This window comes from Mesorhizobium sp. M1E.F.Ca.ET.063.01.1.1 (assembly GCF_003998155.1).
GTDB lineage: Bacteria > Pseudomonadota > Alphaproteobacteria > Rhizobiales > Rhizobiaceae > Mesorhizobium.
Genome location: NZ_RZSC01000011.1, coordinates 1 through 21,882 on the forward strand (window position 1 = coordinate 1; position 21,882 = coordinate 21,882).

Sequence of the window (21,882 nt, forward strand, 5' to 3'; positions counted from 1 at the left end):
AGCGATACGAGGGAACCATAGTCGCGGTAGCGATAGGCCGGCACAGCCTGCCCCGCGAGACGTGCTGCAACCACCTTCGCCATGTGGTCGGCCTGCTGATGGGCTGTCTGAGCACGCGACGGCAAGGCGCTGTCTTCGCCCGGCAGCACGCAGTTCGCGCAGTCGCCAATCGCGAATACATTCTCATCGCCGACCGTCCGCAAGGTTTCGTCGACGATCAGGCGGTTGATGCGGTCGGTTTCGAGACCATCGAGGTCTTTCAGAAAATCCGGCGCCTTGATCCCAGCTGCCCAGACCACGAGCTCGGCCGGCAGGAACAGTTTTTCGCCAAGCCGGATGCCGTCTTCCGTGACTTCGGTGACTCTGATACCGCATCGGATCTGCACACCCAGCTTGATGAGCAGGCGCGCCGAAGCGTGGGCCATATGCTCCGGAAGGGCGGGCAGGATGCGCGGTCCGGCCTCGACGATGGTGATGCGGATCAGCCTCTCGAAATCGATATTGTCGAGATTGTGCGAGGCAATTTCCCGCATCGATTTGTGCAATTCCGCGGCCAGCTCTACGCCAGTGGCTCCGGCGCCGACGATGACGCAGTGAAGCTGTCCAGGCGAAAGCTGCTCGTATTGAGCATTGGCCCGCAGACATGCGTCTATCATGCGCTTGTTGAAACGGGTGGCCTGCTCCGCCGTGTCGAGCGAGATGGCGTGGCGAGCCGCGCCCGGCATGCCGAAATCGTTGCTGACGCTGCCGACGGCCATGACCAGCGTGTCGTAGCCCAGCACCCGTGGCGGTATGATCTGCCTGCCGTTGTCATCGAAGCTGGGCGCCACGAAGATCTGGCGCTTCGCACGGTCGATGCCGACGACCTCGCCGATACGGTATCGATAGTGGTTGCGGCTGGCATGGGCGATGTATTCGACCGCGTCGTGCGATGCGCTCAGCGCGCCGGACGCCACCTCATGCAGCAGCGGCTTCCAGATATGGGTGCGACTGCGGTCGACCAGCGTGACCGAAAGCCGTCTTTGGCCGAACCTGCGACCAAGACGGGTCGCCAGTTCCAGCCCTCCGGCGCCGCCACCGACGATGACCACGCGGTGCAGCGATTTGTCCCGGTGCGAGGGCGTCTCAGGGATCGTGCGGAAAAGCGCTGCGTTATTGGCGAGCACCGCTTCCGGAATGAGCCGCATGCCCGGAGTTATGATCTGCATCGGAATTCTCCGTTCCTTCTCCGGAACCGTTCACTCTTGGGATTCGTGGATGACGATGCCTTGCAGCATGTCGACTTCGCACTCCCACGGCTTTTCCGAGAGGACGCGCTGCCCATGCTCGTATCCCGCCTGCCAGCGAGTGCGAATGCCCGAGCGGGTGAAGTCGATGTCCTTGGTATGGTCCTCGCCGTCTAGGCGCGGCGAAAGCAGCCGAACGAGGTGCATGACCGACGGGCAGCCATAGGAGGCGAGTTCCTTGAACATCGGATCGTCGCGCCGCTCCTCCGGCACCAGTTTCCCCATCTCGCGCACGACGTGCCTGAGCCGATGCAATTGCTCCTGGCGGGCGACGTGGCTTCTGCCACGGCTGGCGTATTGGAGATCCTTCTGTCGCCCCATGACCTGCCAGATCGATTTTGGCTCGGAGCCCCGCGGCTGCCACATATTGACCGCGAAGATCAAAGCATCGCGCCGCGGCCGCGCGTCGAGCACGACCTCTATCGGAGTGTTGGAATAGACCCCGCCGTCCCAGTAGGGTTCGCCATCGATGCACACGGCCGGGAAGGCCGGCGGCAAGGCGCCCGACGCCATGATGTGGGCCGCCGACAGCGGCATCTGGCTGCTGTCGAAGTATCTGAGTTCGCTGGTGTTGACGTTGACGGCGCCGACCGTCAGCCGCGTCTGTTTCCGGTTCAAACACTCGAAGTCGATCAGATCGTTCAGTGTCCTCTTGAGCGGGTCGGTGGTGTAGTAGGAGGCATTCTCCACGCCGACTTCGCGATTCACCCCGAACATGGCGCTCGGGTTCGGCTCGAAGAAGCCGGGTATCCCGCGCATCACCGTGCCCATATTGGCGAAGATGTTGCTCGGGACCATCATGCGGAAAAACTCGTCGAGTGGGCTGCTTCGAGTGATGCCGTCCCAGAATTCATGGAGTCTGGTCAGCCGATTGCCCGGCTCGTTTCCCGCAATCAATGCGGCGTTGATGGCGCCGATCGAGGTGCCTATGACCCAGTCCGGCTCGATCCCGCCTTCGGAAAGCGCCTGGTAGACGCCGGCCTGATAGGCGCCGAGGGCACCGCCCCCCTGCAGCACCAACACGGTCTGGCGCTTGATCGAACTATCGGCCACAGGGCCAGCCCCCGGCACGGGTTCCGACAGCGAGGGATTTCGGGTGAGCTTGTTCATGGCCCTTTCACTCCTGCTTGCCGGATTCAATGAGCGGTCCAGCCGCCTTCGATCGGCATGATGGCGCCGGTGATCGAGGCCGCGTCGTCCGAGGCCAGGAAAAGGCAGAGCGCGGCAACCTGCTCGACCGTCACGAACTGCTTGGTCGGCTGGGCGGCCAGCAGCACATCCTTGATCACCTGCTGTTCCGTGATCCCGCGGGCCTTGGCCGTGTCCGGGATCTGCTTTTCGACCAGCGGGGTAAGCACGTAGCCGGGGCAAACGGCGTTGACGGTGATGCCCTGTTCGGCGACCTCGAGCGCGACGGTCTTGGTCAGACCGGCCACGCCATGCTTGGCGGCGACATAGGCTGATTTGTATGGCGAGGCGACGAGAGCGTGGGCGGACGCGACGTTGATGATGCGGCCCCATTTGCGCGCCTTCATCGCCTGCAAGGCACGCCGGATCGTGTAGAACGACGACATGAGGTCGATCGCCACGACAGCTTCCCACTTCTCGATCGGGAAATCGTCGATCGGCGCCACGTGCTGAATGCCGGCGTTGTTGACCAGGATGTCGACCGCGCCAAATTCATCAATGGCCTTGTCCATCATCGCGGTGATCGCGCCACCCTTGCTCATGTCGGCATTGTCGTAGCGGACGGTCACCCCGTGGACGGCAGCGAGCCTCGACCGGAGCAGCTCGATCTCGGCGGCATCACCGAAACCGTTCAGAACGATGTTGCAGCCCTTGGCGGCGAAGGCCTCGGCGATGCCTTGGCCGATGCCGCTGGTCGAGCCTGTTATCAGCGCCGTCTTTCCTCTGAGCATCGTCATTTCCTTTTGTTGAAGTCGCGGCCGAATTGACGAGCAAATGGCTGCGAGCAACGGGCTTGCGTGCGCCCAGGTCCGAAATTCCGATCAAGTATGGCGAGCAGCGCGAAGACGCGGAAATGCCGTTGAGACATGGATTCGATAGCTGACGGTCTGATCGGTGCGTTCGCGATGCAGCCCGCAGGCCGGGTTGTTTGACCTAGGGGCAGCTAGTAAGATCGCCCGGCAACGCGGGTCGTGCGGCATGCACCGACCCAGGGGAAGCGTGCAGTGGAGATCAGCCAGGTCAGATATTTCTTGGCCGTTGCCAAGGAGCTGAATTTCACCAGGGCGGCCGAGCAGTGCAACGTCACGCAGCCGGCGCTCTCGCGCGCGATCAAGCTGCTGGAAGATGAATTCGGCGGGCCGCTCTTCCACCGCGAGCGCCGCTTCACTCACCTCACCGAGCTCGGCCGCATGGTGGAGACGTATCTCGAGGGCGTCTTCGAGAACTCCCGCCAGGCAAAGCAGATCGCCGAGCAGTATGTGAACCTGAAAAGGATGCCGCTCAGACTTGGCATCATGAGCACGATCGCTCCGGACGAGATCATCGAGCTGATCGCGGCCGTCCGTGGGCATCACCCCGGCGTGGAGCTTCACCTTTGCGATTCAGACGCCGAGAACCTTCGAAAGAGATTGCTCGAAGGCGATCTCGAGGCCGCCATCTATGCATTGCCGTCGGACGTTCCCGACGAGGAGGTTCACTCCCTTCCGCTGTTTCGCGAGCAGATGGTGATGGCGGTTCACCTGGCTCACCGGCTGGCGAACCAGCGGGTCGTGCGGGTGAAGGACATGAGCAATGAAAGCTACATTCATCGCAACAACTGCGAATTTGCCGGCTACGCGGATGCCATTCTCGCCAAGCAGGGTGTCACCGTAAGCCCCGTCTACTGGAGCGATCGCGACGACTGGACACTTGCCATGATCGCGGCCGGGCTCGGTTTCGGTTTCATGCCAGAGCACACCGCCAAGCACCCGGGCGTAGCGGCATTGCCGATCACCGAGCCGGAATTCTGGCGCGACGTCAATCTCGTCACGGTGCGCGGCCGCAGGCATTCGCCGGCGGTCGGCGCCCTGGTCCGCGAAGCCACGCAGAAGAAATGGTTCGGCGAGCGGGCAAAGGCGTTGTCCGCCGCCGAGTGACCTGGCTGTGCAAGACTGACAGACTCGAAGTGCCGAAGCATTTTGGGCGCCTCGCCCCGGTCAGTTCTTCCTGATGGACGACGTGACGGACTGGATCACCTCGGTCGCCATCTTGAACTGCGCCTGCCGGTCAGTAATGCCATGCCGCTTCGCAATCCAGTCGAAGTCGCTATAGGCGGCGTAAACCGCGCCGTCTCCGGTCTGGTACACCAGCACGCGCACCGGCCAGTCCAGGCCGGCCTCCGGATTTGAGGTGATGAACGTCGTGCCGAGCGCCGGATTGCCGAACATCACGAGCCGTGACGGCCTGACATCGTTGCCGGCTTTGTTGCCGAGCTTTGCCTGGTCGATCACGCCGAAGAACATGAGGCCCTTCTTGAGGACGTCCTTCTTGATGCGGGCGACGGTCTCGGCGACGGAATAGTCGCTCTTCACCGCGACGACGCCGTCCGAGGCGGCCGCAGGGAGGACGACCGTCAACAGCATGGCGGCACCGGTGATCAGGGTTTTCAGGTGGGTAGTCATCTCAGTCTCCGTTGGGTTTCAGTGTTTGGCTAGTGCATTGAAATTCTTGCGCGATCTCACCAGAGGCGGATGGCCTCACGGCCGATCGCTTCCCGATCGTCATGTTGTTGGTGTCTTCAGCGCCCGCGCGACCGCAATCGCAGCCACAAGGACTGCGGCCAGCGCGGCCACGCAGGCCGTCCAGCCGACCCGGTCGTAGATCTGTCCGATGACGAAGCTGCCGGCGAGCCCTCCCGCATAGTAGGAGGCCAGATAGATCCCGCTTGCGGCGGCGCGGTCGCGCGACGCGGTCCGACTGACATGTCCCGTTGCGATCGCCTGCGCCAGGAAGGTGCCGCTGGCAGCCAGCGCCATCCCGGCGAGGACAATGGGAAGACTGGGTGTGAGCAGCAGAAGCAGACCGGCAATCGCCAGCGCAAGCGTTGCGCCAACCCCTACCCTCGGGCCGAGACCCGAGGCCACACGCCCGGCAAGCGGAGTGGTCAGCATTGACGGCAGGAAGACGAAATAAACCGCGCCCAGCGCCATCGGGGTCAATGACAGGGGCGCCGCAACCAACTGGAAGTTCACATAGGTAAAGGTGCCGATGAAGACGAACAGAATGAGGAAACCGATACCGAAGCAGGCGCGCAGCTCGGCGTTTGCCAAAAGGCCTTTCCAGGCACTGCGTGAATGGCCGCCGTCGGCGCTCGCGCGCATCATTCCGGAAGTCTTTTGCAGCGTCGCCCAGACAAGCGCCGCGCCGATCAGGTTGAGGGCGGCGAATGTGAGGAAATTCGTGGAGATGCCGAACGTGTCGGCGACAGCGGCGGACATAAGCCGCCCGAAGAAGTTGCTCGCGACATTGCCGGTCACATAGGCGGCGAGCGCGCCTGTTGCTTGCCGTGACGAGAAATGTTCGGCCAGATAAGCCATCGTCAGCGTGAAGGCAGTCGACATGCAAAGGCCTTGCGCCACGCGCAGCAGGGCGAAGACGACGATGCTGTCGGTCTGCGACAACAGTGTCGTCGGGACAGCCAATGCCACAAGGCTCATCCAAATGCCGTTGCGGCGATCGAGCCCTTGCCCGAAAAGCGCGACTGCGATGCCGGCGAGCGCCATGCCGAACGTGCTGGCGTTGACGGCAAATCCCATGGTCGCGCGGCTGACGCCGAACCTGATCACCAGTGAAGGCAGAATGGCCTGGGTGGCGAAGAGGTCGACAAGCGTCAAAAATGCGATCACCGCGATGATGCCGAAACGCCAGCCGTCTGCGGCTGCCATGCGCAGCCTTGTCGGTTCGGTGTGTTCGGTTGTCGTCATGGCAGCACTCCGTTGCGTCACGTCCCCAGGCGATCGCCCGAGGACGCGCTTTCGATTGCAGTCGGGAAGAGTTCGCCCCAGGCGAGGATCACATCATGTGATCGTTGTGCATCGCAGGTGGCAGGATGTCGGCGGAATAGAGCACCGCGGGAACCTTGCCGTTGTTCTTCCACCAGTGGGCGAGCTGGCCGAACTCGGCCGTCACGTCGCCGGCCGCATGTTCGATGCCGACCTTGCAGGTGCTGGCGTATTCCGTGATCGAGCCTTCGACGACGATGATGTTGGCGGGACGAACCGTGTGCTCATGCCACGGCACCACGCCGCCCGGCTGAACGACGAGCTTGCGCAGACGCAGCATGTTGCCTTTCCAGGCTTCGCCCTTCGAGCTGAGATCGATTGCGGAAAGGACAGTGTCAGTCACGCCGACCGGCTTGCTGGGATGTTCCTGAATGTCGGTCGTAGCTGCCTGGCCGGCGGGGCAGTCGCCAGCGAACGCCGGGGCTGCAGAAAACGCAGCGGTTGCGGTGAGAAGTCCGAGTGTCAGCGCCGCCTCCAGCGGCAGACGCAATGCAATAGTCTTGGAAGCCATGTCTAATTTCTCCTTTGTCGGTGCCCAATCGCGGAAGCGGGGCATGAAAAGAGAGTGACGGCAGCCTCGATGAAAGAGAAATGCTGACTGGCTCTTGAATCGATACCTGAAAACTATCGTGAATGACCGTACCAAAAGCAGCCATCCCACCACGACATTTATCGCGGCGTTTGGCCTTCACTTCCATTTGCTAAGCAGCGGTCTTCCTGACCGACAGATCTATGCCGCTTTCCGGCCAGCTGTGCGCCTTGACGCTGTTCACGAAGGTCGACGTCGCCGGCGAGAACCGGCGGCCCGCCACGACGACCAGCGAGACCTCCCGCCAGACTTCGGGATCGATGACAGGCCTGATTTGCAGACCCGGGATAACGGCACTGAATTCCGGGATGAAACAAATCCCGAGCCCGCCGGAAACCATGTTCTGAATCCAGTCTTCGCGCTCGCTGGCGTAGGAGATTCTGAGCTTGACGCCGCGATCGTTGCAAAGGCCGGCGAGGTGATCACGATACTCGCAATTCAGCCGCCTGAGATAGTTCTCGCCGTCGAGCTCGGAGATGGCGACATTGTCGTTGCGGGCCAGGCGATGGCCGTTGGGGAAGGCAAGAACGAACCGCTCACGATAGAGCGGCGTGACGTCGAACCGCTCCGGAAAACTGTTGCTGGACGCCATGATGGCAACATCGATTTCACCCGCTTCCAGCAGTTGCGATAAAGAGGCAGGCACGCCTTCCACCAGCTGCAGCTGAATGCCCTGCTGGCGCCTGTTGAAGTCCGCCAACAGGCCGGTGAACCGGCGCGGACCGATGGTGCACATGACCCCGACCTTGAGGTTGGCGTTTTCCAGGCACAGGAACCTCGATGCCTCCTGCCGAACGCCGGTCACTTCGTCGAGGATCTGCTGAAACCGTGGCCGAAGAAGCGCACCCAGATCCGTCAGATGCGTCAGGTTTCTTTCGCGGCGAAATAGCAAGCCGCCGACTTCATCCTCTAGCTGTTGGATCGCCCGAGACAGCGCCGGCTGGGTGACGTTGCACTTCTCGCCGGCGCGCGTGAAGTTTCGTGTCTCGCACACGGCCAGGAAGTAGCGGATGTGATGAATGTCCATGCGGGTCGTCCCTCCACTGCAGAGATGCAAAGTCAGGCTCGAACCCTGCCGCAAAGCATTCCATCACGCCAATGCAGTGGGGCTATAAAGTCGATAGCGTTTCGTCATGACAGATGGCGGGCCAAGAGACCCGCCATCGAAGCGTCCGGTAGTCGGTCGCCGTCTGGGAGTATCAGCTGTGGTGGCCGAGGGCGAAAAGCTGGGCGCAGAACTGAGCGTGCGGCTTGCTCATGGCGGCGTCGTTGCATTCCTTCATCATCGCGTCCTGCGTGGTCTTCGGCGTGGCTTTCCACGCGACCGCGAAATCGGCACTCGACTTCATCGTCTGCATGCGGGAATCGGTGAAGAAGGGCTGCATGTTGGACGGCTCGTCGAGTGCGCCGGCGAACGCAACGCCGCTGAGCATGGAAAGTGCAAATGCGCCGATGCAGATAGCTTTGATATTCATGGTAAGATCCTTCTCTGGAGTTGTACAATCACCCCTTTGACGACTGCGCTGATGACCGACAGCATTTTGGAACTCTATTGTTCCCGCTTGCCGAGACGGACTTTGCTTCATCCGGCGCTCAACTCGCCAATGCCGTCTGCGAATGGAGGTTATGCCGGTTCTGCATTCCGAGGGTGCTCGGCGAGCACCGCTAATTGGCTCCGCCCAAAGCGAGCACGTTGGCGCAGAATTGAGCGTGGGGCTTACTCATCGCAGGGTCGTTGCACGCTTTCGTCATCTTGACCCGGTCATGCTTTGACAGGGCGAACCAAGCCTTCTTGAACCCAGCCATAGGTTTCATCGTCTTCATCGCGGCGTCGGTGTAGAACGTCGGCAACGCAGCAAGATCGCTGAAGGGGTCGGCGGACGCCGGATTTGCGCCAAGACTTATGGCAAGCACCGCCATACAGGTGAGTTTTGCTCTCATCATTATCCTCCTGGTTCCAGGCCGCGGCTCCAGCAACGGTGCCAAGCAAGCAACCTGGCCTGATCGGATGAAGAGTGTGGCGCGCGAAGACCGACAGCCAATGCAATCTGCCTATGGACTTCATGCCACCTTGGCATTTCGGCTGAACAAGAAGATGCGGCAGTCTCTCTCCAGTCGCCTTGTTGACGATCTTGGGATGGAGACCAAACCATGCTTACCCAGCCCGCAATGAGAACAGACCAAGCCATCACATCAGTGGCTGATCTTAATGTAGGAGACCGGACGATCGACATCGTGCTGGCAAACGATGCACATGGCGCTTTCGTGTGGGGCGTGCTCGATCGCCTGCTGGACGAGCCGAGCTGCAGCTTCAGCAGCGTCACCGCGTCGGGCTTTGCAGCGATGGAGGCGGCGGTCTTTGCCTATGGCTTGAGCGTCGGCGGCAGGCGCGGCGCGCGGACGGCACTCGCCAATTTCTGGCGGCGCGTCAGCCACGCCTCGATTTTCGCCGATGGCAGAGCCAGCCTGCTTCGATCCGTCCTGGAACAGTCGATCGACCTCGAGCAAATCCGTGACGAAGACTGCCCGGTGAAACTTGGCGTCCTGGCCGTCAACGCGCGCACGGATGCGGTGAAGGTATTCACAAGCGACCAGTTGTCCATCAACGCGATCGTGGCGGCGGCCACGATCCCCTTTCTCTCGCTGCCTGTCGAGATCGACGGCGATATCTATTGGGGCGACGGCGACGTCTTGCAGTCGCCGCCTGTCTTATCACCTGAAGCTCGCCATCGCCTGATCGTCACCGGCAGACCTTGCGTATTCACCACGCCGTGTCCGGATCGCGGCTTCCCAGCCAGCCATTGCGTGACCAAATGCGTGCCGGTTCACACCATATTCGACAGTCGATACTGTGCCGGAGCTCCGCTGCTCCTGCGGCCCTGGATCGACTGGGCGAACTGACCGACATGCGCGACACGGGGCGGCAGCGCGCAGCAGACTGGCTTGCCGCTGATCCTCTCCGCATCGATGGAAGTCCGTCCACAAACTGCAAAAGTCGATACATCTAGGCGCCTCGCTCCCCGCCTAGCCGCGCCTGCTTCGCATACTCCCGAATGCAGGCGCCAGGCCCTCCGGTGCCCGGCCGGAGGGCCTTTCCGCGCCGCGCTCCAGAACATAGTGGCCGCGTATCAATTCCATGCCGAGACAGCATTTCAGCTCGGCACGCCGATCGGACAGACTGATTTGCAGACGGGCCCAAGGCCGGTCTTTCTCTCGAAACGCCAACCAGGAGACAAGCCTGTGATCAACACCAAAACCCTCATCGGATCGGCCCTCGCGGCCGCCACCTCGCTTGCCGCGACAGCGGCCTACAGCGGTCCTGCCGCCAAGCCCGGCTTCGCCTTCGAGAAGTGCTACGGCGTGGTCAAGGCGAGCCAGAACGACTGCCAGACCGCGACGCATTCCTGCGCCGGCACCGCAACCGCCGACAACCAGCCGGATTCCTGGCTCTACGTGCCCGCCGGCAGCTGCGCCAAGATCGCGGGCGGCAGCGACAAGCCGAAAGCCTGAACGATCCAGACTTCGAGCCAACCCTCTAGAATGGAGCAGACCGATGTCCCGTGCGTTTCAGCCCCTTGCGATCCCCGCATCGGCGGGCATCGGTCTTCGCTCGCCTCACATCAGCGAAATGCTGACGCGACGGCCTTCCGCCGGCTGGCTGGAGGTTCATGCCGAGAACTACATGGGAGACGGCGCCGGCGTCGAGGCGCTTGAACGGCTGCGCCAAATCTATCCGCTGTCGGTGCATGGCGTCGGCCTGTCGCTGGGCAGCGCGCGAGGCTTGGACCTCGACCATCTGGAAAGGCTGCGCAGGGTCTGCGAGCGCTTCCAGCCCGATCTGGTTTCCGAGCATCTGGCCTGGAGCGTCGCTGACGGCGCCTACCTCAACGATCTGCTGCCGCTGCGCTATGACGAAGAGGCGCTGGCGATCGTGGCGCGCAACGTCGATACCGTCCAGGAGACGCTGAAGCGGCAGGTGCTGATCGAAAATCTGTCTGCCTATGTCGCCTTTGCCGACTCCTCGGTGAACGAGGCCGAGTTCCTGGCCGAGCTCGTGGCGCGGACCGGCTGCGGCCTGCTGCTCGACGTCAACAACGTCCATGTCTCGGCGCACAATTTGCAATACGGTGCAAAGACTTTCATCGATGCGCTGCCTGCGGGCGCTATCGGCGAGATCCATCTCGCCGGCCATGCGACCAATCAGGTCGGGACCGACACCGTGCTCATCGACGACCATGGCTCGCGGGTTCCGCCGGTCGTTTGGGCCCTCTATGAGCACGCCATAACGCGCCTCGGACCGCGACCCACCCTAATCGAATGGGACACCGACGTTCCGGTTCTCGACGTGCCGCTTGGCGAAGCGATGTGGGCCGACATGCTTACCGCTTCGATCATGTTCGGCCGCAAGCAGGCTGCGAGACAGGCCGCGACGACCAAGCCCCGGCCCGCGTCCCCTACCCCTTTTGAAAACGTGAGGACCAGCATGCCTGTGCTTGCAGCATTTGCTGCCGCCAAGGCCGGACCTGTGATGGCGAACTCTTTAACGCCAATGGAGGGAAGATACGATGTTGCCGCTTGAACACCTGCAGACCACCATGGCGCGCTCGGTGCTTGGCATCGAACCAATGGTCTCCGCGAAAATGCTGACCGCCGGCAAGGCCGATCCACTGGCCCGCCTGCGCATCTATCAGAACAACACGCGCAGTTCGCTCACCGCAGTGCTGATGGCGGTCTTTCCGGTCACGGTTCGCCTGGTGGACGAACGGTTCTTCCGTTATGTGGCGAGCGAGTTCATTCGACGCCGTCCGCCGGTTGAATCGCGCCTTGCGCGCTATGGCGCCGGCTTCCCGCGTTTCCTCAAGACGATCGACACGCTGTCCGATATGCCGATCGTCGCCGAAACGGCGCGGCTCGAATGGGCCATCGCCGAGGCGCTCGATACGGCTTCGCTGCCAGCCCGCAGCCTCGCAGAATACGACAACACCGACCTCGGCCTCTCGCCGGATATCCTGCTCCAGCCCTCACTGCGCCTGATCGTCTCGCACTGGTCGATCCTGTCGGTATGGATGGCGCATCAACAGAAGACGGCGGTCGACGAAAACGTCACCTGGATAAGGCGCCCCGAACGCGTGGCGTTGTGGCGATCGGGCAATTACGTGCGGCTTTTTCTGCTAGACCGCGCGAGCTTCGCCTTCTGGCATTCGCTGAAGCACGGTTTGGGCCTTGAGCATGCCACTGGCCGTGCCTTGGCGCTCGACCCGGCCTTCGACCTGGTTTCAGCCCTTGTGCGTCTGTTCCGCGACAGGCTCGTCACCGACGTGCGGGTCGCCTCGAATTCCCCCTCAAACTGACGGAGACGGTCATGACCGCAATATCGGAACAATCCCTGTCCAGCCCGGCCGGCTTTGTCGGCCTCTACAAGCGTATCATCAAGCTGCCCGAACACATTCCGCTTTCGCTGGTCCAGCTCGCCGCACGCGTCGCTGTCGCGCATGTATTCTGGCAGTCCGCCCAAAGCAAGCTGGCATCCTGGCCGGTCACGCTGCAGCTCTTCGCCAACGAATACAATCTGCCCTTGATCGACCCGTCGATCGCGGCGCCATTGGCGACCGCTGCCGAACTCACGGGCTCGGTTCTGATCTTCTCCGGGCTGTTCTCGAGGCTTGCTGCACTGATGCTGCTCGGCGTCGTTTCAGTCATCCAGATTTTCGTCTACCCTGAGAACTGGGCTGAGCACCTGCTCTGGTCTTCGCTGCTGTTGCTCGTGCTGACGCGCGGTGCCGGTGTCTTCTCGCTCGACTGCGTCGCCGCGCGGGTCCTTTCGACATCCAGAAAATGAATATCGAAACCGAGTGACAAAGCACGGTGCGCATCTTCGTCGTTCATGCACATCCCGAGCCCAAGAGCTTCAACGGTGCCCTCACCCGCACAGCGCAAGAAGCTCTGTCCGCTTCGGGGCACGAAGTGGTCGTCTCCGATCTCTACGCCATGGGGTTCAATCCGGTATCGGACCGCCGCAACTTCACGGCCGTGCGCGACCCGAACTACTATCGCCAGCAGGTCGAGGAGGCGAATGCGGCTGCCCACGACGGATTTGCTCCAGACATCCAGACGGAGATGGACAAGCTTTTCTGGTGCGACGTCTTGATCCTGCAGTTTCCGCTCTGGTGGTTCGGGCTGCCGGCGATCCTCAAGGGCTGGGTCGACCGAGTGTTCGCGTCAGGGGGCCGCATCTATGGTGGCGGCAAATGGTATGACCGCGGCGTCCTCTCAGGAAAGCGCGCGATGTGTTCCGTCACGATCGGCGGACCGCCGCCGATCTATTCCAGCCGCGGCCTGAACGGACCAATCGGTGCAATTCTGTTTCCGATCAACCATGGTATGCTCTACTTCGTCGGCTTCACGGTGATCGAGCCTTTCCTTGCGCACGCACCAGCGCGCATCGGCGACAATGAGCGCCAGATGTGCCTCGATCGCTACCGTGAACGCGTCCTCAGCCTCGCGCATGCCCCGACGATCGCGTATCCGAAGCTCGCGGAGTTCGACGATATGCATGTTTTGAAGTCGACGTGAAAAAGGCTCTGTCCAGTGCACCAAGCAGAGCGCCGCACGCCGGCCGCAGGTCCTGGCTGCGATTTCAATGGGATAGGCTGGTGCTGCGAGAGAGGATTGAACTCTCGACCTCTCCCTTACCAAGGGAGTGCTCTACCACTGAGCTACCGCAGCCTGCGATGGCGGCGCTTCTGCCATAACGAACCGGCAAGCGCAAGGCCAAGAAAACCTTAAAACGACGCATGTCGCTGTCCCAAAACCGCTGCGCGATTTTGAGTGATATGTATTGACTGCCGCAACTGTGAAAGCCGCTTCCAAGCGGCTTTCATGACATGGCGGCGCCACAATTTTAACTATGCCTGAAGCACAGCCGGCTATCCGCCGGCGGGGACGGACCCGTGAACGACAAGGCAAATCCAGCGAAAAAGGGCGACGGCGAGCGCAAGGACCGGCTCGCCGAAGCGTTGCGCGCCAACCTGCAGAAACGCAAGGCACAAGCGCGTTCCCGACGCGCCGGCGACGCTAACAAGCGCGCCTGCGATGCCGACGAGCTGCCGGAAGGCTTGCCAACTGCTGGAAAAATGCAAAAAAAGTAACCCAAATCAGCCACAGTGGCCGACCACACTTGGTCCACAGCTGGGGAAATCCTATTTCTTGAACCAAGCCGGCCAATAGTCTAGAGCCGGACATACTCAACCGATTGAAAGCGGCCCGTCCGGGCCGAGGGGACGTTTCTCTCATGGATCGCATCAGAATTGTCGGCGGCAATAAGCTTGCCGGTACCATTCCGATCTCGGGCGCCAAGAACGCGGCGCTGCCGCTGATGATCGCCTCGCTGCTCACCGACGACACGCTGACGCTGGAGAACGTGCCGCATCTGGCCGATGTCGAGCAACTGATCCGCATCCTCGGCAATCACGGCGTCGACTATTCCGTCAACGGTCGGCGCGAGAGCCAGCAGAAAGGCTATTCGCGCACCATCAATTTTTCCGCCCGCAACATCGTCGACACCACCGCGCCCTACGAGCTGGTGTCGAAGATGCGCGCCTCCTTCTGGGTCATCGGGCCGCTGCTTGCCCGTATGGGCGAGGCCAAGGTGTCGCTGCCAGGCGGCTGCGCCATCGGCACGCGTCCGGTCGACCTGTTCCTCGAGGGCCTGCAGGCGCTGGACGCAGAGCTCGACGTCGACAACGGCTACGTCATCGCCAAGACGAAGAATGGCCGTCTCCACGGCAATCGCTACGTGTTCCCGAAAGTGTCGGTCGGCGCCACCCATGTGCTGATGATGGCGGCCTCGCTCGCCAAGGGCGAGACGGTGCTCGAAAACGCCGCGCGCGAGCCGGAGATCGTCAACCTCGCCGAATGCCTGATCGCCATGGGCGCCAAGATCCATGGCGCAGGCACCTCCACCATCACCATCGAGGGCGTCGAGGCGCTGTCCGGCGCCCGCATCCGCGTCATCCCCGACCGCATCGAGACCGGCACCTATGCCATGGCGGTAGCGATGACCGGTGGCGACGTGATGCTGGAAGGCGCGCGGCCGGACCTGTTGCAGACAGCGCTCGACGTTCTCGTCGAGACCGGCGCCGAGATCACGCCCACAAACGAGGGTATCCGCGTCAAGCGCAACGGCGCCGGCATTGTGCCGGTCGACGTGACGACGGCGCCCTTCCCGGCCTTCCCGACCGACCTGCAGGCGCAGTTCATGGGGCTGATGACGATGGCCAAGGGCAAGTCTCGCATCACCGAGACGATCTTCGAGAACCGCTTCATGCACGTGCAGGAGCTTGCCCGCCTTGGCGCCCACATCACGCTCTCCGGCCAGACGGCGATCGTCGACGGCGTCGCCAGGCTCAAGGGCGCGCCGGTCATGGCGACCGACCTGCGCGCCTCGGTTTCGCTGGTGATTGCCGGCCTTGCCGCCGAAGGCGAGACCACCGTCAACCGCGTCTACCACCTCGACCGCGGCTTCGAGCGGCTGGAGGAGAAGCTTTCCGGCTGCGGCGCGGTGATCGAGCGGATTTCAGGCTGACAAAGCGCCTCGGTTGCGCAGAGCGGAAAGACCCACTAGAGCGTGGTTGGACTCGATCTAACCGGGTTCAATCCCGCTCCAGTCTCTGTTTGGGCATGACCTTTGCCGAAAACCGGTTTCCACTTTTCGGGATCATGTTCTAACAGAGGGCTGAACCATCAACCTTCAGGTGCGCATACCGCATGGCCGCTCTCAAGCTCATCGCGCTCGACGACCAGGACCTGAGCATCGTCTCGGCCCATGTCCAGGACGCCGTGATGAAGGTCTCAGACCTCGAATACCTGCCGGCGGCCAAGCGCTTCGTGCTGACCATGAACCGTTTCGTCTGGGAGGCGAAGCCCGGCTTCTTGCGCCAGCACAATGAGCGGCGGCAGAGCGTTCTGCATTTCGATCGCGTGCTCGGCGCCAAGACCAGCGGCATCGCGCGCGACAAGCCGGCCGAGGTGCTTTCGCTGCTGGCGATCAGCTTCGTTGCGATCAGCAAGCCGGCCGGTATCATCGAGCTGGTGTTTTCGGGAGGCGGCACGATCATGCTCGACGTCGAGTGCATCGAGGCGCGGCTCGCCGATGTCGGCGGCTCCTGGGAAGCCGCGTCGCGTCCCGTGCACAGGAGCTAGGCGCCATGGCCATAACGCTCAACCAGCAGGACGCCGATTTCGACCAACGTTTCACCGCCTTTCTTTCGACCAAGCGTGAAGTGTCGGCCGATGTCGAGGCGGTGGTGCGCGACATCATCGCGCGCGTGCGCGCCGAGGGCGACAAGGCTCTCACCGACTACACGCTGAAATTCGACAAGGCCGATCTCGGCAAGCTCGGCATCGCCGTTTCGAAGGACGATATCGCCAGGGCCTATGCCGCGGCCGACCCGGCCACCGTCGAAGCGCTCAAATTCGCGCGCGACCGCATCCGCTCCCATCACGAGCGGCAGAAGCCGAAGGACGACCGCTACACGGACGCAGCCGGCGTCGAGCTCGGCTCGCGCTGGACTGCGATCGAGGCCGTCGGCCTCTATGTGCCGGGCGGCACCGCGAGCTATCCAAGTTCGGTGCTGATGAATGCCGTGCCGGCGAAAGTCGCCGGCGTCGAGCGCATCGTGATCGTGGTGCCGGCCTCTGGCGGCGTCATCAATCCGCTGGTTCTGGTGGCGGCCGACCTCGCCGGCGTGTCGGAGATCTACCGCGTCGGCGGCGCTCAAGCCGTCGCCGCGCTCGCCTACGGCACCGAGACGATCAGGCCGGTCGCCAAGATCGTCGGCCCGGGCAACGCCTATGTCGCGGCGGCCAAGCGCCAGGTGTTCGGCACCGTCGGCATCGACATGATCGCCGGGCCGTCGGAAGTGCTGGTCGTGGCCGACGCCGAGAACGACCCGGACTGGATCGCTGCCGACCTTCTCGCCCAGGCAGAGCATGACGCATCGGCGCAGTCGATCCTGATCACCGGGAGCCCCGAGTTCGGCAAGGCGGTGGAACAAGCGGTCGAGCGCCAGCTCAAGACCCTGCCGCGCGCCGAGACGGCCGCCGCGAGCTGGCGCGATTTCGGCGCCGTCATTCTGGTGCCGAGCATCGAAGCCTCGCTGCCGCTGGTCGACCGGATCGCGGCCGAGCATGTCGAGCTCGCCTTCGACGACGCCGAAAGCTTTCTCGCCAAAATGCGCAATGCCGGCGCCGTGTTTGTCGGCCGCCACACGCCGGAAGTCATCGGCGACTATGTGGGCGGCTCCAACCACGTCTTGCCGACGGCGCGCTCGGCGCGCTTCTCCTCGGGCCTGTCCGTGCTTGATTTCGTCAAGCGCACGTCGATCCTGAAGCTCGGGCCGGAACAGCTCAAGGCATTGGCGCCGGCGGCGATCGCGCTTGCCAGGGCGGAAGGGCTCGACGCGCACGCACGCTCCGTGGCGATCCGGCTGAACATGTAGCGATGTCCGGCCACCACCAGAACCGCGACAGGCTGATCGACGTCGAGCTCGACGACACGATCGGCCGTTCGACGCCCGATGTCGAGCACGAGCGCGCGGTGGCGATCTTCGACCTCATCGAGGAAAACAGTTTTCGGCCGGTCAATGACGATGGCGCCGGCCCGTACAGGCTGAAGCTGTCGCTGGCCGAGCAGCGCCTGGTGTTCGCCGTCAGCCGCGAGAATGGCGCCGACGTGGTCACCCACATCCTGTCGCTGACGCCGCTGAGGCGCATCGTCAAGGACTACTATCTGATTTGCGAAAGCTACTACGAGGCCATCCGCTCCTCGACGCCCAGCCATATCGAGGCGATCGACATGGGTCGGCGCGGCCTGCACAACGAAGGATCGCAGACGCTGATGGACCGGCTTGCCGGCAAGATCGAGATCGACTTCGACACGGCGCGCCGGCTGTTCACGCTGGTCTGCGTGCTGCACTGGCGGGGCTAGATCAGGATGACGTTTCGTTGAATCGCCATCCTGATCTAACTCTTTGTTGGAGCCTGATCTTCTTCGAAAACCGGTTCCCACTTTTTGCGTTCGCTGACCTCCGGTTCGGGATCATGCTCTTTTGCCGGAGCCTGATCTTCTCCGAAAACCGGTTCCCACTTTTGGCATTCGCTGACCTCCGGTTCGGGATCATGCTCTAGTGGCCGCGCTTCCGCATTCGATCCTGTTTGTGTGCGGCATGAACGCCGTGCGCTCGCCGATGGCAGAACAGCTGGCGCGACGGTTCCTGCCGACCACCACTTTCGTCGCTTCGGCCGGCGTGCGCAGCGGCGAGCGCGATCCCTTCGTCGACGCCGTGCTTGCCGAAGAGGGTCTGACGCTCGGCGAGCGGCAGCCGAGAACGCTCGACGAGCTGGAGGACGACTATTTCGATCTGATCGTGACGCTGGCGCCGGAAGCGCACCACGCCGCGCTCGAGCTCACCCGCTCGCTCGCCGTCGAGGTCGAATACTGGCCGATGCCCGATCCGACCGACACCGGCGGCACGCGCGAGCATATCATGGCCGCCTACCGCGATGTGCGCGAGCGGTTGAAGGCGCGTATTGCCAAGCGTTTCGCGCCGCCGGAGTGAAAACGCGGCGCCGATCAGGAGCCTTTCCGGCCTGGATTGAGCCGTTCTGCCGAAGGTGCCGATTCTATCCAGGCCGGAAAGGTTCTAAGCATGTTCACAAGCGGGCGATTATCATATAGGTTCCGCCGCAAATTCCGGCCGGAGTCGGATGATTTCCGGTCTGTTCGGCCGGAAATCATCCGACTCCGGATCAAAGAAGTAGAGCATGATGTCGTCCGAAAACCGCTTGACACTTTTCGTCATCATGCTCTAGGCGCCGGAACCGCCATCCAAGCAAAGGTATCGAATGCCGAAGGAAGAAGTCCTCGAGTTTCCAGGTGTGGTCACGGAACTGCTGCCCAACGCGATGTTTAGGGTGAAGCTCGAAAACGAACATGAGATCATCGCTCACACGGCCGGCCGCATGCGCAAGAACCGCATCCGCGTGCTGACCGGCGACAAGGTCCTGGTCGAGATGACGCCTTATGACCTGACCAAGGGCCGCATCACCTATCGTTTCAAGTAACAGTCTGGCGCGAACGGCGATGAGCATCCTGCAGAAGCTCGTGCTTGCCTCGGGTTCGCCGCGTCGCATCGAGTTGTTGCAGCAGGCCGGCATCGAGCCGGATCGCATTTTGCCCGCCGATGTCGACGAGACGCCGCTGCGCGCCGAACATCCGCGCTCGCTGGCAAAGCGGCTCGCCAAGGAGAAGGCCGAGAAGGCGCTCACCTCGTTGAAAAGCGAGGAAGATCATGCGCCGGCCTTCATCCTCGCCGCCGATACGGTGGTGGCGGTCGGGCGCCGCATCCTGCCCAAGGCCGAGACGATCGACGACGCCGTGAACTGCCTCGGCCTGCTTTCCGGCCGCTCGCACCGCGTCTATTCCGGCATCTGCCTGATCACGCCGGGCGGCAAGCTCAGGCAGCGGCTGGTGGAGACCAGGGTTCGCTTCAAGCGGCTGCCGCGCGAGGAGATCGACGCCTATATCGCGTCGGGCGAATGGCGCGGCAAGGCCGGCGGCTACGCCGTGCAAGGGTTGGCCGGCTCCTTCGTCGTCAAGCTGGTCGGCTCCTACACCAACGTGGTCGGCCTGCCGCTCTATGAAAGCGTGGCGCTGCTTTCCGGCGAGGGTTTCAAGGCGCACCGGAACTGGTACGTCGCGCGTCCATGAGGATGGACGACCCATGAGTCTTGACGACAAGGTGACGCCGCTGCGACCGAAGCGGCCCTGCCCCGAATGCGGCAAGCCTTCCGCGCGTGAGCATTATCCGTTCTGCTCGGCGCGCTGCAAGGACATCGACCTCAATCGCTGGCTGAAGGGCGCCTACGTCATCCCCGGCCGCGACGGCGAGGAAGAAGAAGAGGACGGCTCGAAACAAGGCTCCTCGCCCAAGGACGAGGGGTGAGCGCGCGGCAATTTGCCATTTCCTTTCCGTGCGAAATCAGCACTTAGGCTAAGTGATTGTTTTTACGCAATTCCAGACCGGAAACCGCAACGCACTTTTCCTGGAATTGCTCTGGACAGGCCGAATACCCATGCTATAACCCACGCGCTTTCAGGGGGCGCCATCCGGCTCTCTCGTGAAACCGGCGGGCGAATCCCGCAAGCCGGTCCAGGCCCAGATAGCTCAGTTGGTAGAGCAGCGGACTGAAAATCCGCGTGTCGGTGGTTCGAATCCGCCTCTGGGCACCATCCCCTCTTCTCCCGACACTCCCTTTCGCCGAAGCTTCTACGTTGCAGCTTCTGCAAATCACTGAAATTGTTGATCTTTTTCGGTCAAATGGTGCATTTGAGCTGGGTCGAGAGCGCTTCGGGCGCATTTGGTCCAAAGAGGCAGTGGGATGGTATTTCCGTTGGTATTCGACATCCTGATGGTATCGAAACAGCCAAGGGAGACCTAACAAATGGCCCTCTCCGACGTGAAATGCCGAAACGCCCGCCGCGCTTCGAAGCTCGTCAAATTATCAGACGGGGGCGGGCTGCAGCTATGGGTGCAGCCCACGGGCTCTCGCCTCTGGAGGCTCGCCTACCGTTTTGACGGCAAGCAGAAACTGCTAGCGCTGGGCAGCTATCCCCTTGTCTCCCTCGCCGAGGCGCGTCAGGCGCGCGATGACACTAAACGGCTCCTGTTGGCTGGCATAGACCCTGGAAAGGAACGCCGCTTGCAAAAGGTCGATTCGGCAAAGGACTCCTTTCGCTCAATTGCGGACGAATATGTTGAGAAGCTGAAGAAGCAGGGACGTGCCGACCGGACGATCAGCAAGGTCAAATGGCTCCTCGACTTCGCCTATCCGACAATCGGCGACAAGTGCATTCGGGAGATCGATCCGGCCACCATCCTTACCGCCCTTCGTCGCGTCGAAGTTCGCGGTCGATACGAGTCGGCTAGGCGACTGCGCTCCACCATCGGCACCGTGTTTCGATACGCAATCGCGACCGCACGCGCCGAGGGAGATCCGACGATCGCCCTGAGGGGCGCACTCATCAGTCCGAAGGTCACGCCTCGTGCCGCGATTACCGACCCTAAGGCCTTGGGAGGTTTGCTGAGGGCGGTCGATGCATTCGACGGACAGCCAACAACCAGAGCCGCCCTGAAGCTGATGGCAATGCTGTTTCCCCGCCCCGGCGAGCTGCGCGCGGCAGAATGGGAAGAGTTCGATTTCGAAAGCGCGGTGTGGATCATTCCTGAAGCACGCATGAAAATGCGACGGCCGCACCGCGTACCCCTTTCAAGGCAGGCCGTCAGTGTCCTGACCTCGCTTAGAGAAATCTCCGGCGGTGGATCCCTGCTCTTTCCCAGTGTTCGGTCGGATTCGCGTCCGATCTCCGACAACACGCTTGCGCCGCATGGGCTACGGCAAGGAAGAAGCTACCGCGCATGGTTTTCGAGCAACGGCATCAACTCTGCTAAACGAATGTGGCAAGTGGCATCCGGACGCCATAGAGCGGCAGCTCGCCCACATTGAGAATAACGACGTTCGTCGCGCCTACGCCCGGGCTGAGCACTGGGAAGAGCGCGTCAAGATGATGCAATGGTGGGCCGATTATCTGGATGAACTCGAGAGCAAGAACGCGCGGGTGATCCCAGTTGGGGGACGCGGCAGGCCTGCTGTCCATACACCGTCGCGAGGGCCACTTTGAACCCAACAGCGACGGTTCACCAAACGCCGAGACGAACCTCCAAACTACGAAGATCATACTGAGTTCGAAAACGTCGAAACTGGACAACCAAATGGTGGGGTCCGGAGGACATATTCACATCTCTGATTTCATTGTCTTTTTCGTGGGCCAAAATAGGAAATCTTCCCGTATCGCTCCCTATGGTTCCGCGCCTAAGCAAAGGACGCGGCACGGGATGGGGCTTCATGCAAGGTCCTAGGATGTGGGCTTTGCTTGGCA

General features: G+C 62.2%; 25 protein-coding genes, 2 tRNA genes and 1 pseudogene. 18 read left to right on the plus strand and 10 right to left on the minus strand.

Translation table 11 applies throughout. The features are described from left to right. From EOA29_RS02430 to EOA29_RS02440, 3 genes are all read right to left on the minus strand, one after another. Nucleotides 1-1,208 (minus strand): NAD(P)/FAD-dependent oxidoreductase (locus EOA29_RS02430; protein ID WP_145969616.1); only part of this gene is annotated, 1,208 nt, incomplete at its 3' end. A gap of 30 nt (nucleotides 1,209-1,238) precedes the next feature. Further along, nucleotides 1,239-2,396 carry a patatin-like phospholipase family protein gene (locus tag EOA29_RS02435; protein ID WP_127220147.1) on the minus strand — a complete coding sequence of 386 codons (1,158 nt, stop codon included), beginning with the start codon at nucleotides 2,394-2,396 and terminating at the stop codon, nucleotides 1,239-1,241. 26 nt (nucleotides 2,397-2,422) lie between these two features. Continuing rightward, a complete protein-coding gene (locus EOA29_RS02440; protein ID WP_127220148.1) occupies nucleotides 2,423-3,205 on the minus strand; it encodes a 3-hydroxybutyrate dehydrogenase in 783 nt (260 codons plus the stop codon). Between the two features lie 273 nt (nucleotides 3,206-3,478). Between EOA29_RS02440 and EOA29_RS02445 the strand changes: the two genes are divergently transcribed. Beyond that, nucleotides 3,479-4,390: a LysR family transcriptional regulator gene (locus tag EOA29_RS02445; RefSeq protein ID WP_127220149.1), complete on the plus strand. Its 912-nt coding sequence runs from the start codon at nucleotides 3,479-3,481 to the stop codon at nucleotides 4,388-4,390. A 60-nt stretch (nucleotides 4,391-4,450) separates the two neighbouring features. Here the strand turns inward: EOA29_RS02445 and EOA29_RS02450 are convergent, their stop codons facing one another. The 6 genes from EOA29_RS02450 to EOA29_RS02475 form a co-directional block, all read right to left on the minus strand. Next, nucleotides 4,451-4,876: a DUF302 domain-containing protein gene (locus tag EOA29_RS02450; protein WP_245468376.1), complete on the minus strand. Its 426-nt coding sequence runs from the start codon at nucleotides 4,874-4,876 to the stop codon at nucleotides 4,451-4,453. Nucleotides 4,877-5,014: 138 nt separating this feature from the next. Continuing rightward, a complete protein-coding gene (locus EOA29_RS02455; protein ID WP_127220151.1) occupies nucleotides 5,015-6,217 on the minus strand; it encodes an MFS transporter in 1,203 nt (400 codons plus the stop codon). 88 nt (nucleotides 6,218-6,305) lie between these two features. Beyond that, nucleotides 6,306-6,806, minus strand: coding sequence for a cupin (locus tag EOA29_RS02460; RefSeq protein ID WP_127220152.1), 501 nt, complete (start codon nucleotides 6,804-6,806; stop codon nucleotides 6,306-6,308). 190 nt (nucleotides 6,807-6,996) lie between these two features. After that, nucleotides 6,997-7,911, minus strand: a complete 915-nt coding sequence (locus EOA29_RS02465; protein ID WP_127220153.1) for a LysR family transcriptional regulator — start codon at nucleotides 7,909-7,911, stop codon at nucleotides 6,997-6,999. Between the two features lie 172 nt (nucleotides 7,912-8,083). Then, nucleotides 8,084-8,359: a hypothetical protein gene (locus EOA29_RS02470; protein WP_127220154.1), complete on the minus strand. Its 276-nt coding sequence runs from the start codon at nucleotides 8,357-8,359 to the stop codon at nucleotides 8,084-8,086. 190 nt (nucleotides 8,360-8,549) lie between these two features. Then, nucleotides 8,550-8,825, minus strand: a complete 276-nt coding sequence (locus EOA29_RS02475) for a hypothetical protein (RefSeq protein ID WP_127220155.1) — start codon at nucleotides 8,823-8,825, stop codon at nucleotides 8,550-8,552. A gap of 255 nt (nucleotides 8,826-9,080) precedes the next feature. Between EOA29_RS02475 and EOA29_RS02480 the strand changes: the two genes are divergently transcribed. The 6 genes from EOA29_RS02480 to EOA29_RS02505 all read left to right on the plus strand — a co-directional run bounded on the left by EOA29_RS02480 (nucleotide 9,081) and on the right by EOA29_RS02505 (nucleotide 13,457). Then, nucleotides 9,081-9,785, plus strand: a complete 705-nt coding sequence (locus EOA29_RS02480) for a hypothetical protein (RefSeq protein WP_127220156.1) — start codon at nucleotides 9,081-9,083, stop codon at nucleotides 9,783-9,785. Nucleotides 9,786-10,124: 339 nt separating this feature from the next. Further along, on the plus strand, nucleotides 10,125-10,394 hold the full coding sequence (locus EOA29_RS02485; protein ID WP_127220157.1) for a DUF2282 domain-containing protein: 270 nt from the start codon (nucleotides 10,125-10,127) through the stop codon (nucleotides 10,392-10,394). Between the two features lie 43 nt (nucleotides 10,395-10,437). Then, the gene (locus EOA29_RS02490) at nucleotides 10,438-11,463 is read left to right on the plus strand and encodes a DUF692 domain-containing protein (RefSeq protein WP_127220158.1); all 1,026 of its coding nucleotides are present in this window, start codon (nucleotides 10,438-10,440) and stop codon (nucleotides 11,461-11,463) included. Then, nucleotides 11,450-12,235 (plus strand): DNA-binding domain-containing protein, encoded by a 786-nt coding sequence (locus tag EOA29_RS02495; RefSeq protein ID WP_127220159.1) that lies wholly within the window; start codon nucleotides 11,450-11,452, stop codon nucleotides 12,233-12,235. Before EOA29_RS02490 ends, EOA29_RS02495 begins: the two co-directional genes overlap by 14 nt. 11 nt (nucleotides 12,236-12,246) lie before the next feature. Continuing rightward, a complete protein-coding gene (locus tag EOA29_RS02500) occupies nucleotides 12,247-12,723 on the plus strand; it encodes a DoxX family protein (RefSeq protein WP_127220160.1) in 477 nt (158 codons plus the stop codon). A 26-nt stretch (nucleotides 12,724-12,749) separates the two neighbouring features. Beyond that, nucleotides 12,750-13,457: an NAD(P)H-dependent oxidoreductase gene (locus EOA29_RS02505; RefSeq protein WP_127220161.1), complete on the plus strand. Its 708-nt coding sequence runs from the start codon at nucleotides 12,750-12,752 to the stop codon at nucleotides 13,455-13,457. Between the two features lie 78 nt (nucleotides 13,458-13,535). Here the strand turns inward: EOA29_RS02505 and EOA29_RS02510 are convergent. Then, nucleotides 13,536-13,610: transfer RNA gene (locus tag EOA29_RS02510), tRNA-Thr, on the minus strand. 224 nt (nucleotides 13,611-13,834) lie between these two features. On the opposite strand from EOA29_RS02510, the gene EOA29_RS02515 reads away from it, so the two are divergent. The 11 genes and pseudogenes from EOA29_RS02515 to EOA29_RS02565 all read left to right on the plus strand — a co-directional run bounded on the left by EOA29_RS02515 (nucleotide 13,835) and on the right by EOA29_RS02565 (nucleotide 21,624). Next, nucleotides 13,835-14,032, plus strand: coding sequence for a hypothetical protein (locus EOA29_RS02515; protein WP_189478796.1), 198 nt, complete (start codon nucleotides 13,835-13,837; stop codon nucleotides 14,030-14,032). Between the two features lie 143 nt (nucleotides 14,033-14,175). Beyond that, on the plus strand, nucleotides 14,176-15,468 hold the full coding sequence (gene murA, locus EOA29_RS02520) for a UDP-N-acetylglucosamine 1-carboxyvinyltransferase (protein ID WP_127220162.1): 1,293 nt from the start codon (nucleotides 14,176-14,178) through the stop codon (nucleotides 15,466-15,468). Nucleotides 15,469-15,650: 182 nt separating this feature from the next. Further along, nucleotides 15,651-16,085, plus strand: a complete 435-nt coding sequence (locus EOA29_RS02525) for a DUF2948 family protein (protein WP_126092502.1) — start codon at nucleotides 15,651-15,653, stop codon at nucleotides 16,083-16,085. A gap of 5 nt (nucleotides 16,086-16,090) precedes the next feature. Continuing rightward, nucleotides 16,091-17,383 (plus strand): histidinol dehydrogenase, encoded by a 1,293-nt coding sequence (hisD, locus tag EOA29_RS02530; RefSeq protein ID WP_127220163.1) that lies wholly within the window; start codon nucleotides 16,091-16,093, stop codon nucleotides 17,381-17,383. Between the two features lie 2 nt (nucleotides 17,384-17,385). Further along, on the plus strand, nucleotides 17,386-17,871 hold the full coding sequence (locus EOA29_RS02535; protein WP_126092500.1) for a UPF0262 family protein: 486 nt from the start codon (nucleotides 17,386-17,388) through the stop codon (nucleotides 17,869-17,871). Nucleotides 17,872-18,070: 199 nt separating this feature from the next. After that, entirely contained in the window at nucleotides 18,071-18,502 is a 432-nt protein-coding gene (locus EOA29_RS02540) for a low molecular weight phosphatase family protein (protein ID WP_281060082.1), read from the plus strand. 286 nt (nucleotides 18,503-18,788) lie between these two features. Further along, entirely contained in the window at nucleotides 18,789-19,007 is a 219-nt protein-coding gene (gene infA, locus EOA29_RS02545; RefSeq protein ID WP_006200926.1) for a translation initiation factor IF-1, read from the plus strand. 19 nt (nucleotides 19,008-19,026) lie between these two features. Further along, on the plus strand, nucleotides 19,027-19,653 hold the full coding sequence (locus tag EOA29_RS02550) for a Maf-like protein (RefSeq protein WP_127220164.1): 627 nt from the start codon (nucleotides 19,027-19,029) through the stop codon (nucleotides 19,651-19,653). A 13-nt stretch (nucleotides 19,654-19,666) separates the two neighbouring features. Continuing rightward, on the plus strand, nucleotides 19,667-19,888 hold the full coding sequence (yacG, locus tag EOA29_RS02555; protein ID WP_127220165.1) for a DNA gyrase inhibitor YacG: 222 nt from the start codon (nucleotides 19,667-19,669) through the stop codon (nucleotides 19,886-19,888). A gap of 211 nt (nucleotides 19,889-20,099) precedes the next feature. Then, nucleotides 20,100-20,175 (plus strand) — tRNA-Phe (locus EOA29_RS02560). A 212-nt stretch (nucleotides 20,176-20,387) separates the two neighbouring features. After that, a pseudogene (locus EOA29_RS02565) lies at nucleotides 20,388-21,624 on the plus strand (integrase arm-type DNA-binding domain-containing protein). Nucleotides 21,625-21,882: the final 258 nt, after the last annotated feature.

Coding starts and splice junctions, on each gene's coding strand:
- EOA29_RS02495 (WP_127220159.1), top strand. CDS start 11,450: ATGTTGCCGCTTGAACACCTGCAGACCACCATGGCGCGCTCGGTGCTT.
- EOA29_RS02500 (WP_127220160.1), top strand. CDS start 12,247: ATGACCGCAATATCGGAACAATCCCTGTCCAGCCCGGCCGGCTTTGTC.
- EOA29_RS02435 (WP_127220147.1), bottom strand. CDS start 2,396: ATGAACAAGCTCACCCGAAATCCCTCGCTGTCGGAACCCGTGCCGGGG.
- EOA29_RS02490 (WP_127220158.1), top strand. CDS start 10,438: ATGTCCCGTGCGTTTCAGCCCCTTGCGATCCCCGCATCGGCGGGCATC.
- EOA29_RS02525 (WP_126092502.1), top strand. CDS start 15,651: ATGGCCGCTCTCAAGCTCATCGCGCTCGACGACCAGGACCTGAGCATC.
- EOA29_RS02465 (WP_127220153.1), bottom strand. CDS start 7,911: ATGGACATTCATCACATCCGCTACTTCCTGGCCGTGTGCGAGACACGA.
- EOA29_RS02440 (WP_127220148.1), bottom strand. CDS start 3,205: ATGCTCAGAGGAAAGACGGCGCTGATAACAGGCTCGACCAGCGGCATC.
- EOA29_RS02450 (WP_245468376.1), bottom strand. CDS start 4,876: ATGCTGTTGACGGTCGTCCTCCCTGCGGCCGCCTCGGACGGCGTCGTC.
- EOA29_RS02470 (WP_127220154.1), bottom strand. CDS start 8,359: ATGAATATCAAAGCTATCTGCATCGGCGCATTTGCACTTTCCATGCTC.
- hisD (WP_127220163.1), top strand. CDS start 16,091: ATGGCCATAACGCTCAACCAGCAGGACGCCGATTTCGACCAACGTTTC.
- EOA29_RS02475 (WP_127220155.1), bottom strand. CDS start 8,825: ATGAGAGCAAAACTCACCTGTATGGCGGTGCTTGCCATAAGTCTTGGC.
- infA (WP_006200926.1), top strand. CDS start 18,789: ATGCCGAAGGAAGAAGTCCTCGAGTTTCCAGGTGTGGTCACGGAACTG.
- yacG (WP_127220165.1), top strand. CDS start 19,667: ATGAGTCTTGACGACAAGGTGACGCCGCTGCGACCGAAGCGGCCCTGC.
- EOA29_RS02535 (WP_126092500.1), top strand. CDS start 17,386: ATGTCCGGCCACCACCAGAACCGCGACAGGCTGATCGACGTCGAGCTC.
- EOA29_RS02550 (WP_127220164.1), top strand. CDS start 19,027: ATGAGCATCCTGCAGAAGCTCGTGCTTGCCTCGGGTTCGCCGCGTCGC.
- EOA29_RS02455 (WP_127220151.1), bottom strand. CDS start 6,217: ATGACGACAACCGAACACACCGAACCGACAAGGCTGCGCATGGCAGCC.
- EOA29_RS02460 (WP_127220152.1), bottom strand. CDS start 6,806: ATGGCTTCCAAGACTATTGCATTGCGTCTGCCGCTGGAGGCGGCGCTG.
- murA (WP_127220162.1), top strand. CDS start 14,176: ATGGATCGCATCAGAATTGTCGGCGGCAATAAGCTTGCCGGTACCATT.